A 15,642-nucleotide genomic window follows, 5' to 3' on the forward strand; every position below is an offset into this window, starting at 1 on the left:
GCGTGGTAAAGCTTTTACGGTATAGTAATTTTTTCTTTACGACTACTGTAAAAATAAATCCACAACAAAAGCTAAATGGTTCGCTATGTCACATAACACCCGACCTCTGAATCGACAGGACTATAAAACCCTCACGCTCGCGGCCTTAGGCGGTGCGCTGGAGTTTTACGATTTCATCATCTTCGTCTTCTTCGCCGCCGTGGTGGGGGAGCTCTTCTTCCCGGCGGATATCCCCGAGTGGTTGCGTCAGGTACAAACCTTCGGCATTTTTGCCGCAGGGTATCTGGCGCGTCCGCTTGGTGGCATTGTCATGGCGCACTTTGGCGATCTGGTCGGGCGCAAGAAGATGTTTACCCTTAGCATCCTGCTGATGGCTGTGCCGACGCTGGCCATTGGCCTGCTGCCCACCTATGCCTCGATGGGCATCCTTGCTCCGTTGCTGCTGTTGCTGATGCGCGTCCTTCAGGGTGCGGCGATTGGCGGTGAAGTGCCGGGCGCGTGGGTGTTTGTCGCGGAGCATGTTCCGGCGCGCCGCATAGGTATCGCTTGCGGAACCTTAACTGCGGGGCTGACCGTCGGAATCCTGCTTGGCTCGGTGGTCGCAACGATTATTAACACCAGCATGACGCAGCAGGCCGTACACGACTGGGGCTGGCGTATTCCGTTCCTGCTGGGCGGGGCGTTTGGTCTGGTGGCGATGTACCTGCGCCGCTGGCTGCAGGAGACGCCGATTTTCCTCGAGATGCAGCAGCGCAAATCGCTGGCGCAGGAGCTGCCGGTGAAGGCGGTCGTGGTACGCCATAAAAAAGCGGTGGTGGTGTCGATGCTGCTCACCTGGCTGCTTTCGGCGGGCATTGTGGTGGTGATATTGATGTCTCCGGTGTGGCTGCAAAAGCAGTATGGTTTCGCCCCTGCCGTGACGCTTCAGGCGAACAGTATCGCGACAATCATGCTCTGCTTTGGCTGTCTGGCCGCCGGGCTGGCGGCAGATCGTTTCGGTGCCAGCGTTACCTTTATCGTCGGCAGTCTGTTACTGGCCGCATCAAGCTGGGGGTTTTACCATCTGGCGGGTAGCCATCCTGAACAACTGTTCCTGCTGTACGGCGTGGTAGGGCTGTGTGTAGGCGTTGTCGGGGCGGTACCGTACGTAATGGTCCGCGCGTTTCCGCCGGAGGTACGCTTCACCGGGATCTCATTTTCCTACAACGTGTCGTATGCCATTTTTGGCGGGCTAACGCCGATTGCGGTTACCGTGCTGATGGGCGTGTCGCCGATGGCGCCAGCCTGGTATGTACTCGCGCTCTCGCTGATGGGGCTGGTATTAGGATTTTGGCTTCGTCAGGTGGGGGGATGTCATGCCCGCGAGGCGGGCACGACAGAGGGATCAGTGTTTTTCACCAATCGGTAGAACGGTGCGGTCAAACTGCTCGTTCAGCACTTCACCCATTGCGAGGTAGATAGCGCTTGCGCCGCAAACCAGACCAATCCAGCCTGCAACATGAACGATGCCTTCGTTATCCTCCAGGTGACCAATCGCCAGCAGGGCGAACAGCACGGTCAGGCTCAGGAAGACGAACTGCAGCATGCGGTTACCTTTCAGGGTACCGAAGAACATGAACAGGGTGAAGACGCCCCACAGGCCCAGGTAAACGCCCAGGAAATGGGCGTTTGCCGCGTCTGCCATACCCATTTTAGGCAGCAGCAGAATGGCAACCAGGGTCAGCCAGAAAGAACCGTAAGAGGTGAAGGCGGTTAAGCCGAAGGTATTGCCTTTCTTATATTCCAGCAGGCCCGCGAAGATTTGCGCGATACCGCCGTAAAAAATGCCCATCGCCAGGATGATGCCATCCATCGGGAACATCCCGATATTGTGCAGGTTCAGCAGGATAGTGGTCATGCCAAAACCCATCAGGCCCAGCGGAGCCGGATTAGCCAACTTAGTGTTGCCCATAAGTCCTCAAAAAAATCATCATTAATATGGTGAAATGGTTAAACCCGCGTCAGTTCTCCCTGACTGGGCGCGGCATCATAATGGGCGCAATCGATGGCGTCTATGATCTCATCAGGGTGAAATTAAAAATTTTTTTATGCTTGCCCCTTGATGGATGCCGTCGCGACCCCATCTTGTAGTCAACCGCAGTGTGTGGACCTGAAAAAAATCAAATCTGGGCAGTTGAAAAAGCACGTTCTGCCCTTATTACAGGTACACAACCACATGTTGACTGAATTTTTAGTGGAGACGTTTAGATGGGTAAAATTATTGGTATCGACCTGGGTACTACCAACTCTTGTGTAGCGATTATGGATGGCACTACTGCACGCGTGCTGGAGAACGCCGAGGGCGATCGCACCACGCCTTCTATCATTGCTTATACCCAGGATGGTGAAACTCTGGTTGGTCAGCCGGCTAAACGTCAGGCAGTGACAAACCCGCAAAACACTCTGTTTGCGATTAAACGCCTGATTGGTCGCCGCTTCCAGGACGAAGAAGTTCAGCGTGACGTTTCCATCATGCCTTACAAAATCATCGCGGCAGATAACGGCGATGCATGGCTTGATGTGAAAGGCGCTAAAACTGCACCACCGCAGATTTCTGCTGAAGTGCTGAAGAAAATGAAGAAAACCGCTGAAGATTACCTGGGTGAGCCGGTAACTGAAGCTGTTATCACCGTACCTGCCTACTTCAACGATGCTCAGCGTCAGGCAACCAAAGATGCTGGCCGTATCGCAGGTCTGGAAGTAAAACGTATCATCAACGAACCAACCGCTGCTGCACTGGCTTACGGTCTGGATAAAGAAGTTGGCAACCGTACTATCGCGGTTTACGACCTGGGTGGTGGTACCTTCGATATCTCTATTATCGAAATCGACGAAGTTGATGGCGAAAAAACCTTCGAAGTTCTGGCAACCAACGGTGATACCCACCTGGGTGGTGAAGACTTCGATACTCGTCTGATCAACTACCTCGTTGACGAGTTCAAGAAAGATCAGGGCATTGACCTGCGTAACGACCCGCTGGCCATGCAGCGCCTGAAAGAAGCCGCTGAGAAAGCGAAGATCGAGCTGTCTTCCGCTCAGCAGACCGACGTGAACCTGCCGTACATCACTGCAGACGCGACCGGTCCTAAACACATGAACATCAAAGTGACCCGTGCGAAACTGGAAAGCCTGGTAGAAGACCTGGTGAACCGTTCAATCGAGCCGCTGAAAGTTGCTCTGCAGGACGCTGGCCTGTCCGTATCCGATATCCAGGACGTTATCCTGGTCGGTGGTCAGACCCGTATGCCAATGGTTCAGAAGAAAGTGGCTGAGTTCTTTGGTAAAGAGCCACGTAAAGACGTTAACCCGGACGAAGCGGTCGCAATCGGTGCTGCGGTTCAGGGTGGCGTACTGACCGGTGAAGTGAAAGACGTACTGCTGCTGGACGTTACCCCTCTGTCTCTGGGTATCGAAACCATGGGCGGTGTGATGACTGCGCTCATCAACAAAAACACCACCATCCCAACGAAACACAGCCAGGTGTTCTCTACCGCTGAAGACAACCAGTCTGCGGTAACCATCCATGTGATTCAGGGTGAGCGTAAGCGTGCGGCGGATAACAAATCTCTGGGTCAGTTCAACCTGGACGGTATCAACCCGGCACCGCGCGGCATGCCGCAGATCGAAGTGACCTTCGACATCGATGCTGACGGTATCCTGCACGTGTCTGCGAAAGACAAAAACAGCGGTAAAGAGCAGAAGATCACCATCAAGGCATCTTCTGGCCTGAACGAAGCGGAAATCGAAAAAATGGTTCGCGATGCCGAAGCTAACGCGGAATCCGACCGTAAGTTCGAAGAGCTGGTTCAGACCCGCAACCAGGGTGACCATCTGCTGCACAGCACCCGTAAGCAGGTTGAAGAAGCAGGCGATAAACTGCCAGCGGAAGACAAAACTGCTATCGAAGCTGCACTGAGTGCGCTGGAATCCTCGCTGAAAGGTGAAGACAAAGCGGACATCGAAGCGAAGATGCAGGAGCTGGCGCAGGCTTCTCAGAAGCTGATGGAAATCGCTCAGCAGCAGCACGCTCAACAGCAGGCGGGCGCTGACGCTTCGGCGAACAACGCGAAAGACGACGACGTTGTCGACGCTGAGTTCGAAGAAGTTAAAGATAAAAAATAATCGCCCTGATGCAGGGTAATTAATCGGCACGGGCGTAGGAGAACTCTCCACGCCCGTGCTCGCATGTTAAGGGGCTTAAAAAAACCAATGGCAAAGCAAGACTATTACGAGATTTTAGGCGTTCCGAAAACTGCGGAAGAGCGTGAAATCAAAAAGGCGTATAAGCGCCTGGCCATGAAATTCCACCCGGACCGTAACCAGGGTGACAAAGAGGCTGAAGCCAAATTTAAAGAGATCAAAGAAGCCTACGAAGTCCTGACCGATGCACAAAAACGTGCGGCCTATGACCAGTACGGTCACGCAGCCTTTGAACAGGGCGGCATGGGCGGCGGTGGATTCGGTGGCGGCGGCTTTGGCGGCGGCGCTGACTTCAGCGATATCTTTGGCGATGTATTTGGCGACATCTTCGGCGGCGGTCGTGGTCGTCAGCGCGCGGCGCGCGGCGCGGACCTGCGCTACAACATGGAGCTGACGCTGGAAGAGGCCGTTCGCGGTGTCACCAAAGAGATCCGTATCCCGACGCTGGAAGAGTGTGACGTTTGCCACGGCAGCGGCGCGAAAGCGGGTACGCAGCCTCAGACCTGTCCAACCTGTCACGGCTCTGGTCAGGTACAGATGCGTCAGGGCTTCTTCGCGGTACAGCAGGCCTGTCCGCACTGTCACGGTCGCGGTACGCTGATTAAAGATCCGTGCACCAAATGCCACGGCCACGGTCGCGTTGAGAAAACCAAGACCCTGTCCGTTAAAATCCCGGCAGGCGTTGATACGGGCGACCGCATCCGTCTGGCAGGTGAGGGCGAAGCAGGCGAGCACGGCGCACCGGCAGGCGATCTGTACGTTCAGGTGCAGGTGAAACAGCACGCTATCTTCGAGCGTGAAGGTAATAATCTGTACTGCGAAGTGCCGATCAACTTCGCGATGGCGGCACTGGGCGGTGAAATCGAAGTACCGACGCTGGATGGTCGCGTGAACCTGAAAGTGCCAGGCGAAACCCAGACCGGTAAGCTGTTCCGCATGCGCGGGAAAGGCGTTAAATCCGTTCGCGGTGGTGCGCAGGGCGACCTGCTGTGCCGCGTCGTCGTGGAAACGCCGGTTGGCCTGAACGACAAGCAGAAACAGCTGCTGAAAGAGTTGCAGGAGAGCTTTGGCGGCCCGACGGGTGAGAAAAACAGCCCGCGCTCCAAAAGCTTTTTCGATGGCGTCAAAAAATTCTTCGATGATTTGACCCGTTAATCTGTTCGCAGGTTTCATCCGCAAAGGCCCGGAAGCGATTCCGGGCCTTTTCTGTTTATGGGTATTGCTCGGTAAAACTGAATCTATACTCAATATTAATCTGTTTTTGCCGAGCTATCTGGCTTGGTATTATGGTTTTATCGAGGTATTGTTGTAAAAGAGAGAATAAAAGTGAAATTACTACACCGTTTTTTTAGCAGTGAAGCGTCCGGCGGCGTGATCCTGATTATTGCGGCTGCGACCGCGATGGTGCTGGCTAACCTTGGCATCACGCAGGAACTCTACCATGCATTTCTGGAAACGCCCGTTGAGCTGAAGGTCGGTGCGCTCGAAATTAACAAGAACATGCTGCTGTGGATCAACGATGCGTTAATGGCGGTGTTCTTCCTGCTCGTCGGGCTTGAGGTTAAGCGTGAGCTGGTACTGGGCTCGCTTGCCAGCCGCCAGCGCGCGGCGTTCCCTGTGATTGCCGCGCTCGGTGGGATGGTGGTGCCGGCGCTGCTCTTCCTGGCGTTCACCTGGCAGGATCCGATTGCACGTCACGGATGGGCGATCCCGGCTGCGACGGATATCGCCTTTGCGCTCGGTGTACTGGCATTGCTGGGAAGCCGCGTGCCGGTGGCCCTGAAAATCTTCCTGATGGCGCTGGCGATCATCGATGACCTGGGCGCCATTGTGATTATCGCGCTGTTCTACACCAGCGAACTGTCGATCCTGTCCCTGAGCGTGGCCGCTGGGGCGATTGCAGTGCTGGCGCTGCTGAATATCTTCAATGTTCGCCGCATCGGTATCTACATCCTGGTGGGGATGGTGCTGTGGACGGCGGTGCTGAAATCGGGCGTGCACGCCACGCTGGCGGGCGTGATTGTGGGCTTCTTCGTGCCGCTTAAGCCGCAGGATGGCAAATCTCCGGCAAAGCAGCTGGAGCATGTGCTGCACCCGTGGGTTGCCTTTATGATCCTGCCGCTGTTTGCGTTTGCCAACGCGGGCGTGTCCCTCGGCGGCGTGACGCTGGACGGGCTGACGTCCGTGCTGCCGCTGGGCATCATTGCCGGGCTGTTTATCGGTAAGCCGCTGGGCATTAGCCTCTTCTGCTGGCTGGCGACGAAGCTGAAGCTGGCGTCTTTGCCGCACGGCACCACGTTTAAGCAGATTATGGCCGTCGGCGTGCTGTGTGGCATCGGGTTTACGATGTCGATCTTTATCTCGACGCTGGCGTTTGGTGCGCATGCGCCTGAGCTTATCGTCTGGGCTAAACTCGGCATTCTCATCGGGTCATTACTGGCCGCGGTAATCGGTTATACCTTGTTGAAGGTGAAATTGTCCGGACAGGCCGTCCAGGCATAACGGAACACCGGGAGGAGGCGATCCTTCTCCCGATACACACTCAGGGAGAGAAGACGCGATGTCTCATTTAAATTACAACCATCTGTACTACTTCTGGCACGTCTATAAACAGGGCTCGGTGGTGGGGGCGGCAGAAGCGCTCTACCTGACGCCGCAAACCATCACCGGGCAAATCAAGGCCCTGGAAGAGCGCCTGCAGGGCAAGCTGTTCAAGCGCAAAGGGCGCGGTATTGAGCCAAGCGAGCTGGGCGAGCTGGTTTTCCGCTACGCGGACAAAATGTTCACCCTGAGCCAGGAGATGCTGGATATCGTCAACTACCGCAAAGAGTCGAACCTGCTCTTTGACGTGGGGGTGGCGGATGCGCTGTCCAAGCGGCTGGTGAGCGGCGTGCTGGATGCGGCGGTGGTAGAAAATGAGCAAATCCATCTGCGCTGCTTTGAATCCACCCACGAGATGCTGCTGGAACAGCTGAGCCAGCACAAGCTGGACATGATTATCTCGGACTGCCCGATCGACTCCACCCAGCAGGAAGGGCTGTTCTCAGTAAAAATTGGCGAATGCGGCGTCAGCTTCTGGTGCCTTAACCCGCCGCCGGAAAAACCGTTCCCCGCGTGCCTTGAAGAGCGCCGCCTGCTGGTGCCGGGAAGGCGTTCCATGCTCGGACGCAAGCTGCTGAACTGGTTTAACTCGCAGGGGCTAAAGGTAGAAATCCTCGGTGAGTTCGACGATGCGGCGCTGATGAAAGCCTTTGGCGAAGCGCATAACGCGATCTTCGTTGCGCCGACGCTGTACGCGCACGATCTCTATTCGGACGATAAGATTACGGAAATAGGCAGAGTGGATAACGTGATGGAGGAGTATCACGCCATATTTGCCGAACGGATGATTCAGCACCCGGCGGTACAGCGAATCTGTAACCGTGACTATTCGGCGCTGTTTACGCCACCGGCAATCTGAAGGCATAAAAAAACCCGCGTTAAGCGGGTTCTTTAAACAAGCAACAACAAGTAGCGATTAAGCCAGTTTGTTGATCTGCGCGGTCAGGTTTGCTTTATGACGCGCTGCTTTGTTTTTGTGGATCAGACCTTTAGCAGCCTGACGATCCACGATTGGTTGCATTTCGTTAAATGCGTTCTGCGCTGCAGCTTTGTCGCCTGCTTCGATTGCTGCGTATACTTTCTTGATGAAAGTACGCATCATAGAGCGACGGCTTGCGTTGTGCTTACGAGCCTTTTCAGACTGAACGGCACGTTTCTTAGCTGATTTGATATTAGCCAAGTCCAACTCCCAAATATGTTCTATGTGGACAATTCAAAGGCCGAGGAATATGCCCTCTTTGCCTTCTTTTGTCAATGGATTTGTGCAAATAAGCGCCGTTAATTAGCGACGCTACGTTACGTAGTGATGGCGCAGGATTCTACCAGCTTGTCTTCCCTGAATACAGCCTTTCGGCATAAAAATCGCAGTTCACGAGCAGATTTTTTCGCTGCGAAAGGTCAGCCTGATGAAATCATTACGGCTTTCTGTTTTGCGCGAACAATCGCCGGTTAACCTTAACCGCTGTACAAGGTATACTTTGGCGATTTTCACTGTTTTGAGCCAGACATGAAGCTGATACGCGGCATACATAATCTCAGTAGCGCGCCACACGGGTGCGTGCTGACCATTGGTAATTTCGACGGCGTGCATCGTGGTCATCAGGCGCTGTTGCAGGGATTGCGTAAAGAAGGGGAGGCCCGTGGCCTGCCCGTTGTAGTGATGATTTTCGAACCGCAGCCGCTGGAGCTGTTCGCGGGCGATAAATCTCCCGCCCGCCTCACTCGCCTGCGCGAGAAGCTGCGCTATCTGGCGGAGTCCGGCGTGGACTATGTATTGTGTGTACGTTTCGATCGTCGCTTTGCCGCGCTGACAGCACAAAATTTCGTCAGCGACCTGCTGGTGAAGCGTCTTGGCGTGCAGTTTCTCGCTGTGGGCGATGATTTCCGCTTTGGCGCTGGTCGTCAGGGCGATTTCTTGCTATTACAGAAGGCTGGTCTGGAGTATGGATTTGACGTCACCAGCGCGATGACCTTCTGCGAAGGCGGCGTGCGCGTCAGCAGCACGGCGGTTCGTCGGGCACTGGCCGATGACGAACTGGATACGGCGGAAACCCTGCTGGGGCATCCGTTCACCATCTCTGGCCGCGTGGTCCATGGCGATGCGCTGGGCCGCACGATAGGCTTCCCGACGGCGAATATACCGCTGCGTCGTCAGGTTTCCCCGGTTAAAGGGGTGTATGCGGTGGAAGTGGCAGGACTGGGCGATAAGCCCTTTTACGGCGTCGCCAACATTGGCACGCGTCCGACCGTCGCCGGTGTGCGTCAACAGCTAGAAGTGCACCTGCTGGACGTTGTAATGGACCTGTATGGTCGCCATATAGATGTGATACTGCGTAAAAAAATACGCAACGAGCAGCGATTTGGTTCGCTGGATGAACTAAAAGCGCAAATTGCGCGAGATGAATTGACGGCCCGCGAGTTTTTTGGGCTTTGAACCCGGCTTAACTGCCTACGTGATAAATACGGAACCGAGAATCTGATGAGTGACTATAAATCAACCCTGAATTTGCCGGAAACAGGGTTCCCGATGCGCGGCGATCTCGCCAAGCGCGAACCGGGAATGCTGGCGCGTTGGACCGATGATGACCTGTACGGCATCATTCGTGCAGCCAAAAAAGGCAAAAAATCCTTCATTCTGCATGATGGCCCTCCATATGCGAATGGCAGCATTCATATTGGTCACTCGGTTAACAAGATTCTGAAAGACATTATCGTGAAGTCCAAAGGCCTCACGGGATATGACTCGCCTTACGTTCCTGGCTGGGACTGCCACGGTCTGCCAATCGAGCTGAAAGTGGAGCAGGAGTTTGGCAAACCGGGTGAGAAGTTCACCGCCGCCGAGTTCCGTGCGAAGTGCCGCGAATACGCCGCTACGCAGGTTGACGGTCAGCGCGCTGACTTCATCCGTCTGGGCGTGCTGGGCGACTGGTCGCACCCGTACCTGACCATGGACTTCAAAACTGAAGCCAACATCATCCGTGCGCTGGGTAAAATCATCGGTAACGGCCACCTGCACAAAGGCGCTAAGCCGGTGCACTGGTGTGTGGACTGCCGCTCTGCGCTGGCAGAAGCGGAAGTGGAGTATTACGACAAAACCTCTCCATCTATTGACGTGGCGTTCCATGCCGTCGATCAGGATGCGATGAAAGCCAAATTTGGCGTGTCGTCCGTTAACGGCCCAATCTCTTTGGTTATCTGGACCACCACCCCGTGGACCCTGCCAGCCAACCGCGCGATCTCCCTGTCCGGTGAGTTCGAATACGCGCTGGTTCAGGTTGAAGGTCAGGCGGTTATCCTGGCGAAAGATCTGGTTGAAAGCGTGCTGAAGCGCGCGCATATCACCGACTACACCGTGCTGGGCACCGTGAAAGGTGATGCGCTGGAGCTGATGCGCTTCAAACACCCGTTCCTGGACTTCGACGTTCCGGCGATCCTCGGCGACCACGTGACGCTGGAAGCGGGTACCGGTGCGGTACATACCGCCGGTGGCCACGGTCCTGACGACTACAACATCAGCCTGAAGTACGGTCTGGAAATCGCTAACCCGGTGGGACCGGACGGATCTTACCTGCCTGGCACCTATCCGGCGCTGGACGGTATCAACGTCTTCAAAGCGAACGACATCATCGTCGACATGCTGCGCACCAGCGGCGCGCTGCTGCACGTTGAAAAAATGCAGCACAGCTATCCGTGCTGCTGGCGTCACAAGACCCCGATCATCTTCCGTGCGACCCCGCAGTGGTTCATCAGCATGGATCAGAAAGGCCTGCGCGAGCAGTCTCTGAAAGAGATCAAAGGCGTGCAGTGGATCCCGGACTGGGGCCAGGCGCGTATCGAATCCATGGTGGCTAACCGTCCTGACTGGTGTATCTCCCGTCAGCGTACCTGGGGCGTGCCGATGTCTCTGTTCGTACATAAAGAGACGCAGGAGCTGCACCCGAACACCCTGGAACTGATGGAAGAAGTGGCGAAGCGCGTCGAAGTTGACGGCATTCAGGCGTGGTGGGATCTCGACTCCCGCGACATCCTGGGCGCTGACGCAGACAACTACGAGAAAGTGCCGGATACCCTGGACGTGTGGTTCGACTCCGGGTCTACCCATTCCTCCGTGGTTGACGTGCGTCCGGAGTTTGCCGGTCACGCTGCCGATATGTATCTGGAAGGGTCTGACCAACACCGCGGCTGGTTCATGTCATCGCTGATGATCTCCACCGCCATGAAGGGTAAAGCACCATACCGTCAGGTACTGACTCACGGCTTCACCGTGGATGGTCAGGGCCGTAAGATGTCTAAATCTATCGGTAACACCGTTTCTCCGCAGGATGTGATGAACAAGCTGGGCGCAGACATTCTGCGTCTGTGGGTGGCCTCTACTGATTACACCGGCGAAATGGCGGTGTCCGACGAGATCCTGAAGCGTGCCGCCGACAGCTATCGTCGTATCCGTAACACCGCGCGCTTCCTGCTGGCGAACCTGAACGGGTTCGATCCGGCAAAAGACATGGTGAAACCGGAAGAGATGGTCGTTCTGGACCGCTGGGCGGTAGGCTGCGCGAAAGCGGCGCAGGACGATATCCTGAAAGCCTATGAGTCTTACGACTTCCACGAAGTGGTGCAGCGCCTGATGCGCTTCTGCTCCATCGAGATGGGCTCGTTCTACCTCGACATCATCAAAGACCGCCAGTACACCGCGAAAGCGGACAGCGTGGCGCGTCGTAGCTGCCAGACCGCGCTGTTCCACATCGCAGAAGCGCTGGTACGCTGGATGGCGCCGATCATGTCCTTCACCGCGGATGAAATCTGGGGCTACCTGCCGGGTGACCGTGAGAAGTATGTCTTCACGGGCGAGTGGTACGAAGGCCTGTTCGATCTCTCCAGCACCGAAGCAATGAACGATGCCTTCTGGGACGAACTGCTGAAAGTGCGTGGCGAAGTGAATAAGGTTATCGAGCAGGCGCGTGCAGACAAGAAAGTCGGCGGCTCTCTGGAAGCGGCAGTGACGCTGTACGCCGAACCTGAGCTGGCGGCCAAACTGACCGCGCTGGGCGATGAATTACGATTTGTCCTGTTGACCTCCGGTGCGAAAGTTGCGGATTATGCCGATGCTTCTGCTGATGCTCAGCAGAGCGAACTGCTCAAAGGACTGAAAGTCGCGCTGAGCAAAGCCGACGGTGAGAAATGCCCGCGCTGCTGGCATTACACCACCGATGTTGGCCTGGTGGCGGAACACGCAGACATCTGCGGACGCTGTGTAAGCAACGTCGCCGGTGACGGCGAAAAACGTAAGTTTGCCTGATGAGTAAAACTCTCTGTTCCACAGGACTGCGCTGGCTGTGGCTGGTTGTGGTGGTGCTGATTATCGATCTGGGCAGCAAGTTCCTGATCCTCCAGAATTTCGCTCTGGGGGATACGGTCCCGCTGTTCCCGTCGCTTAACCTGCACTACGCACGTAACTACGGCGCAGCGTTTAGTTTCCTTGCCGACAGCGGTGGCTGGCAGCGCTGGTTCTTTGCGGGTATCGCTCTCGGTATCTGCGTGATCCTGGCGGTGCTGATGTACCGCTCGAAGGCCACGCAAAAGCTGAATAACATTGCCTACGCGCTGATCATTGGCGGCGCGCTGGGCAACCTGTTTGACCGCCTGTGGCACGGTTTTGTGGTCGATATGATCGACTTCTACGTCGGCGACTGGCACTTCGCGACCTTTAACCTCGCCGATACGGCAATTTGTATCGGTGCGGCGTTAATCGTGCTGGAAGGCTTCTTGCCTAAACCGGCCGCGAAAGAGCAGGCTTAATTGTCAATGCCGGGTGGCGCTGCGCTTACCCGGCCTACAGAATTTGTGGCCTCCCGTAGGCCCGGTAAGCGCAGCGCCACCGGGCAACAGGTGACCCAAAACAAGCGAGCAATTTGCATGTCTAAATCCGTACAGAGCAACAGCGCGGTTCTCGTTCACTTCACGCTGAAGCTGGATGACGGCTCCACGGCCGAGTCCACCCGCAACAACGGCAAACCGGCCCTGTTTCGTCTTGGCGATACCTCCCTGTCTGAAGGTCTTGAGCAGCAGCTTCTGGGCCTGAAAGAGGGTGAGAAAAAAGCCTTTTCGCTGGAGCCGGATGCCGCGTTTGGAGTACCGAGTCCGGACCTGATCCAGTATTTCTCGCGCCGTGAGTTCATGGACGCGGGTGAACCGGAAATCGGGGCGATTATGCTCTTTACCGCTATGGACGGCAGCGAAATGCCTGGCGTGATCCGCGAAATCAACGGCGACTCTATTACTGTTGATTTCAACCATCCGCTTGCCGGGCGTACCGTTCATTTTGATGTTGAAGTGCTGGAAATCGATCCTGCACTGGAGGCCTGAAATGCAGATCCTGTTGGCTAACCCGCGCGGCTTTTGCGCCGGTGTAGACCGCGCTATCAGCATTGTTGAAAACGCGCTGGAGATTTACGGCGCGCCGATTTATGTGCGTCACGAAGTGGTGCATAACCGCTACGTGGTGGACAGCCTGCGCGAGCGCGGCGCCATCTTTATCGAGCAGATCAGCGAAGTGCCGGACGGTGCGATCCTGATCTTCTCCGCGCACGGCGTTTCTCAGGCGGTGCGTAACGAGGCGAAAAGCCGCGACCTGACCGTATTCGATGCCACCTGTCCGCTGGTGACAAAAGTGCATATGGAAGTGGCGCGCGCCAGCCGTCGTGGTGAAGAGTCGATTCTGATTGGCCATGCCGGTCATCCGGAAGTCGAAGGCACCATGGGCCAGTACAGTAACCCTGAAGGGGGGATGTATCTGGTCGAGTCGCCGGAAGATGTCCTGACGCTGAACGTGAAAAATGAAGCCCGTCTGTCGTTTATGACCCAGACAACCCTCTCCGTAGACGATACCTCGGACGTAATTGACGCTCTGCGTCAGCGCTTCCCGAAAATCGTCGGTCCGCGTAAGGATGATATCTGCTACGCGACCACTAACCGTCAGGAAGCGGTGCGTGCCCTGGCTGAACAGGCGGATGTGGTGCTGGTGGTCGGCTCCAAAAACTCTTCTAACTCCAACCGTCTGGCCGAACTGGCGCAGCGGATGGGGAAAATGGCTTTCCTGATTGATGACGCGTCGGATATTCAGGAAGCGTGGGTTAAGCATGCGGCCTGTGTCGGCGTGACGGCCGGGGCTTCCGCGCCGGATATTCTTGTGCAGAACGTCATTGCCCGCCTGCAGGAGCTGGGCGGCGGTGAAGCGGTTCCGCTGGAAGGACGCGAAGAGAACATCGTCTTCGAAGTGCCGAAAGAGCTGCGTATCGACGCCCGCGAAGTGGAATAATGACCTTTCTGATTTGAAAAATGCCGGTGGCGAAAGCTTCCGGCATTTTTGTTTCTGGTTAACTGTGATTCACCATCAACATTGAGTCCTCTGTTCGCAAGTTAATCGTTTAATCTGCCAGAATGATGTTGCTGTTCTCCTCGGGCCGGAGACTGAAATGAATCCAGATATCTTTCTGCCACCTCAGGTGGCGTGGGCTACCGGCGCGCTAGCCGGCGGACCTCTTATCCGCAAAACAACCCGCCTTGCCGAACTACCCGACGTCTTCACGGACGGCGAGGCGTGGAAGCGCGGTAATCCTCAACAAGGCGTGTATGACGTAGACGTCCTGGGCTCCCCGGTGGGCGAGGGGGCGCTCTTCGTCGGCGTGACCCACCTGTACGCGGGAAACGTGGGCGATGAGTTCTTTATGACGCGCGGCCATTTCCACGCGCGCCGTGAACAGGGGGAAGTCTATTTTGGCCTGCGCGGCGTGGGCTTGCTGCTGCTGCAAACGGAGGCGGGCGATGCGCGTCTTGAGCAGGTGACGGCAGGCTCCGTGCATATTATTCCGCCTTTTACGGCGCATCGTTTGATTAACACCGGCACCGAGACGCTATCTGCGCTTGCTGTCTGGCCAAGCGTCGCGGGTCACGACTACGCGGCGCTGGCAGAGGGCTTCTCCCTGCGGGTCTTTGCCTCCGGGCAGGGTTTTGAGGTGCGCCATGGTTAATTACGGCCTGGACATGACCATTACCCATCAGCCGCTCGGTTTTAGCTATGGAGATGACGTAACGGGACCGATGCCGGAGATCCGGACCCTCGATCAGATCCGTCCGTCGCTGCGCAACCCGGATTGCGAAGGGCCAGAGCAGGTGTACGCCATCGCCATGGACGTGGCGCGCCTGTCGGACAGGCAAGAGCTTGAAAAACGGATGCTGCTCTTTGGCGTAGTCACCTACGCTGCCGGTACGCTCGGCGATGAGCCGGTCCGTAGCCAGGGGCACATTCACCGCATCAGCCAGCACAGCGGATGGTCGCCGCCCGAGCTGTATGAAATCTGGCAGGGTAAAGCGATTATCTACATGCAGGAGTATGTTGACGACGATCCGGGACGTTGTTTTGCCGTGCTCGCGGGGCCGGGTGAAAAAGTGCTGGTCCCTCCGGGATGGGGGCATGCGACGATTTCGGCCTCGCCCAATGAGCCGCTGACGTTTGGTGCGTGGTGCGATCGGGAATATGGATTTGAGTATGAGGCCGTTCGTGCGCGAAAAGGTCTGGCCTGGTATCCCTTAGTTCAGGGAGATCATATTGTCTGGCAGCACAACAGTCATTACAGGCCAGGGCGATTGCAGATGATTACGCCGCGGAGCTATCTGGAATTTGGTATTACGGATGCGCCTGTTTATCAGCAGTTTATCGATGATCCGGCGCGGTTCCAGTTTATCTCGCGCCCGGATAAAACGGCGGAGCTGTGGGATAACTTCCACCCATAATGAAACCGGGGC

At 56.2% G+C, this 15,642-nt stretch carries 14 protein-coding genes and 1 pseudogene; 13 read left to right on the forward strand and 2 right to left on the reverse strand.

Annotated features, from left to right (window positions below; all coding sequences use genetic code 11):
- Positions 1-85: 85 nt before the first annotated feature.
- Positions 86-1,408, forward strand: coding sequence for an MFS transporter (locus tag V1566_RS06255; protein WP_395305365.1), 1,323 nt, complete (start codon positions 86-88; stop codon positions 1,406-1,408).
- On the opposite strand, the gene satP is transcribed toward V1566_RS06255, so the two are convergent.
- Positions 1,385-1,951, reverse strand: a complete 567-nt coding sequence (gene satP / locus V1566_RS06260; protein WP_395305366.1) for an acetate uptake transporter — start codon at positions 1,949-1,951, stop codon at positions 1,385-1,387. The two genes, V1566_RS06255 and satP, sit on opposite strands and share 24 nt — an antisense overlap.
- 296 nt (positions 1,952-2,247) lie before the next feature.
- On the opposite strand from satP, the gene dnaK reads away from it, so the two are divergent.
- From dnaK to nhaR, 4 genes are all read left to right on the forward strand, one after another.
- A complete protein-coding gene (gene dnaK / locus V1566_RS06265; protein ID WP_024907421.1) occupies positions 2,248-4,161 on the forward strand; it encodes a molecular chaperone DnaK in 1,914 nt (637 codons plus the stop codon).
- An 87-nt stretch (positions 4,162-4,248) separates the two neighbouring features.
- The gene (dnaJ, locus tag V1566_RS06270; protein ID WP_023310347.1) at positions 4,249-5,394 is read left to right on the forward strand and encodes a molecular chaperone DnaJ; all 1,146 of its coding nucleotides are present in this window, start codon (positions 4,249-4,251) and stop codon (positions 5,392-5,394) included.
- 171 nt (positions 5,395-5,565) lie between these two features.
- Positions 5,566-6,741, forward strand: a complete 1,176-nt coding sequence (gene nhaA / locus V1566_RS06275; protein WP_395305367.1) for a Na+/H+ antiporter NhaA — start codon at positions 5,566-5,568, stop codon at positions 6,739-6,741.
- 58 nt (positions 6,742-6,799) lie between these two features.
- The gene (gene nhaR / locus V1566_RS06280; RefSeq protein ID WP_395305368.1) at positions 6,800-7,699 is read left to right on the forward strand and encodes a transcriptional activator NhaR; all 900 of its coding nucleotides are present in this window, start codon (positions 6,800-6,802) and stop codon (positions 7,697-7,699) included.
- A 57-nt stretch (positions 7,700-7,756) separates the two neighbouring features.
- Here nhaR and rpsT read toward each other — a convergent pair whose 3' ends face one another.
- Complete coding sequence (rpsT, locus tag V1566_RS06285; RefSeq protein ID WP_003856458.1) at positions 7,757-8,020, reverse strand: 30S ribosomal protein S20; 264 nt, start codon at positions 8,018-8,020, stop codon at positions 7,757-7,759.
- Between the two features lie 101 nt (positions 8,021-8,121).
- On the opposite strand from rpsT, the pseudogene V1566_RS06290 reads away from it, so the two are divergent.
- The 8 genes and pseudogenes from V1566_RS06290 (at position 8,122) to V1566_RS06325 (ending at position 15,630) form a co-directional block, all read left to right on the forward strand.
- Positions 8,122-8,340, forward strand: a pseudogene (locus V1566_RS06290) (DUF2575 domain-containing protein).
- A gap of 7 nt (positions 8,341-8,347) precedes the next feature.
- Positions 8,348-9,274: a bifunctional riboflavin kinase/FAD synthetase gene (ribF, locus tag V1566_RS06295; RefSeq protein ID WP_032644021.1), complete on the forward strand. Its 927-nt coding sequence runs from the start codon at positions 8,348-8,350 to the stop codon at positions 9,272-9,274.
- A gap of 45 nt (positions 9,275-9,319) precedes the next feature.
- Complete coding sequence (gene ileS / locus V1566_RS06300; protein ID WP_395305369.1) at positions 9,320-12,136, forward strand: isoleucine--tRNA ligase; 2,817 nt, start codon at positions 9,320-9,322, stop codon at positions 12,134-12,136.
- A complete protein-coding gene (lspA, locus tag V1566_RS06305) occupies positions 12,136-12,636 on the forward strand; it encodes a signal peptidase II (RefSeq protein ID WP_048975056.1) in 501 nt (166 codons plus the stop codon). Before ileS ends, lspA begins: the two co-directional genes overlap by 1 nt.
- 117 nt (positions 12,637-12,753) lie before the next feature.
- A complete protein-coding gene (gene fkpB / locus V1566_RS06310; RefSeq protein WP_003856450.1) occupies positions 12,754-13,203 on the forward strand; it encodes an FKBP-type peptidyl-prolyl cis-trans isomerase in 450 nt (149 codons plus the stop codon).
- 1 nt (position 13,204) lies between these two features.
- Positions 13,205-14,155, forward strand: a complete 951-nt coding sequence (ispH, locus tag V1566_RS06315; RefSeq protein WP_395305370.1) for a 4-hydroxy-3-methylbut-2-enyl diphosphate reductase — start codon at positions 13,205-13,207, stop codon at positions 14,153-14,155.
- A 157-nt stretch (positions 14,156-14,312) separates the two neighbouring features.
- Positions 14,313-14,867: a glucose-6-phosphate isomerase family protein gene (locus V1566_RS06320; RefSeq protein WP_395305371.1), complete on the forward strand. Its 555-nt coding sequence runs from the start codon at positions 14,313-14,315 to the stop codon at positions 14,865-14,867.
- On the forward strand, positions 14,860-15,630 hold the full coding sequence (locus tag V1566_RS06325; RefSeq protein WP_395305372.1) for a glucose-6-phosphate isomerase family protein: 771 nt from the start codon (positions 14,860-14,862) through the stop codon (positions 15,628-15,630). Before V1566_RS06320 ends, V1566_RS06325 begins: the two co-directional genes overlap by 8 nt.
- Positions 15,631-15,642: the final 12 nt, after the last annotated feature.

It is taken from the genome of Enterobacter sp. ECC-019 (genome assembly GCF_043974075.1).
GTDB lineage: Bacteria > Pseudomonadota > Gammaproteobacteria > Enterobacterales > Enterobacteriaceae > Enterobacter > Enterobacter asburiae_D.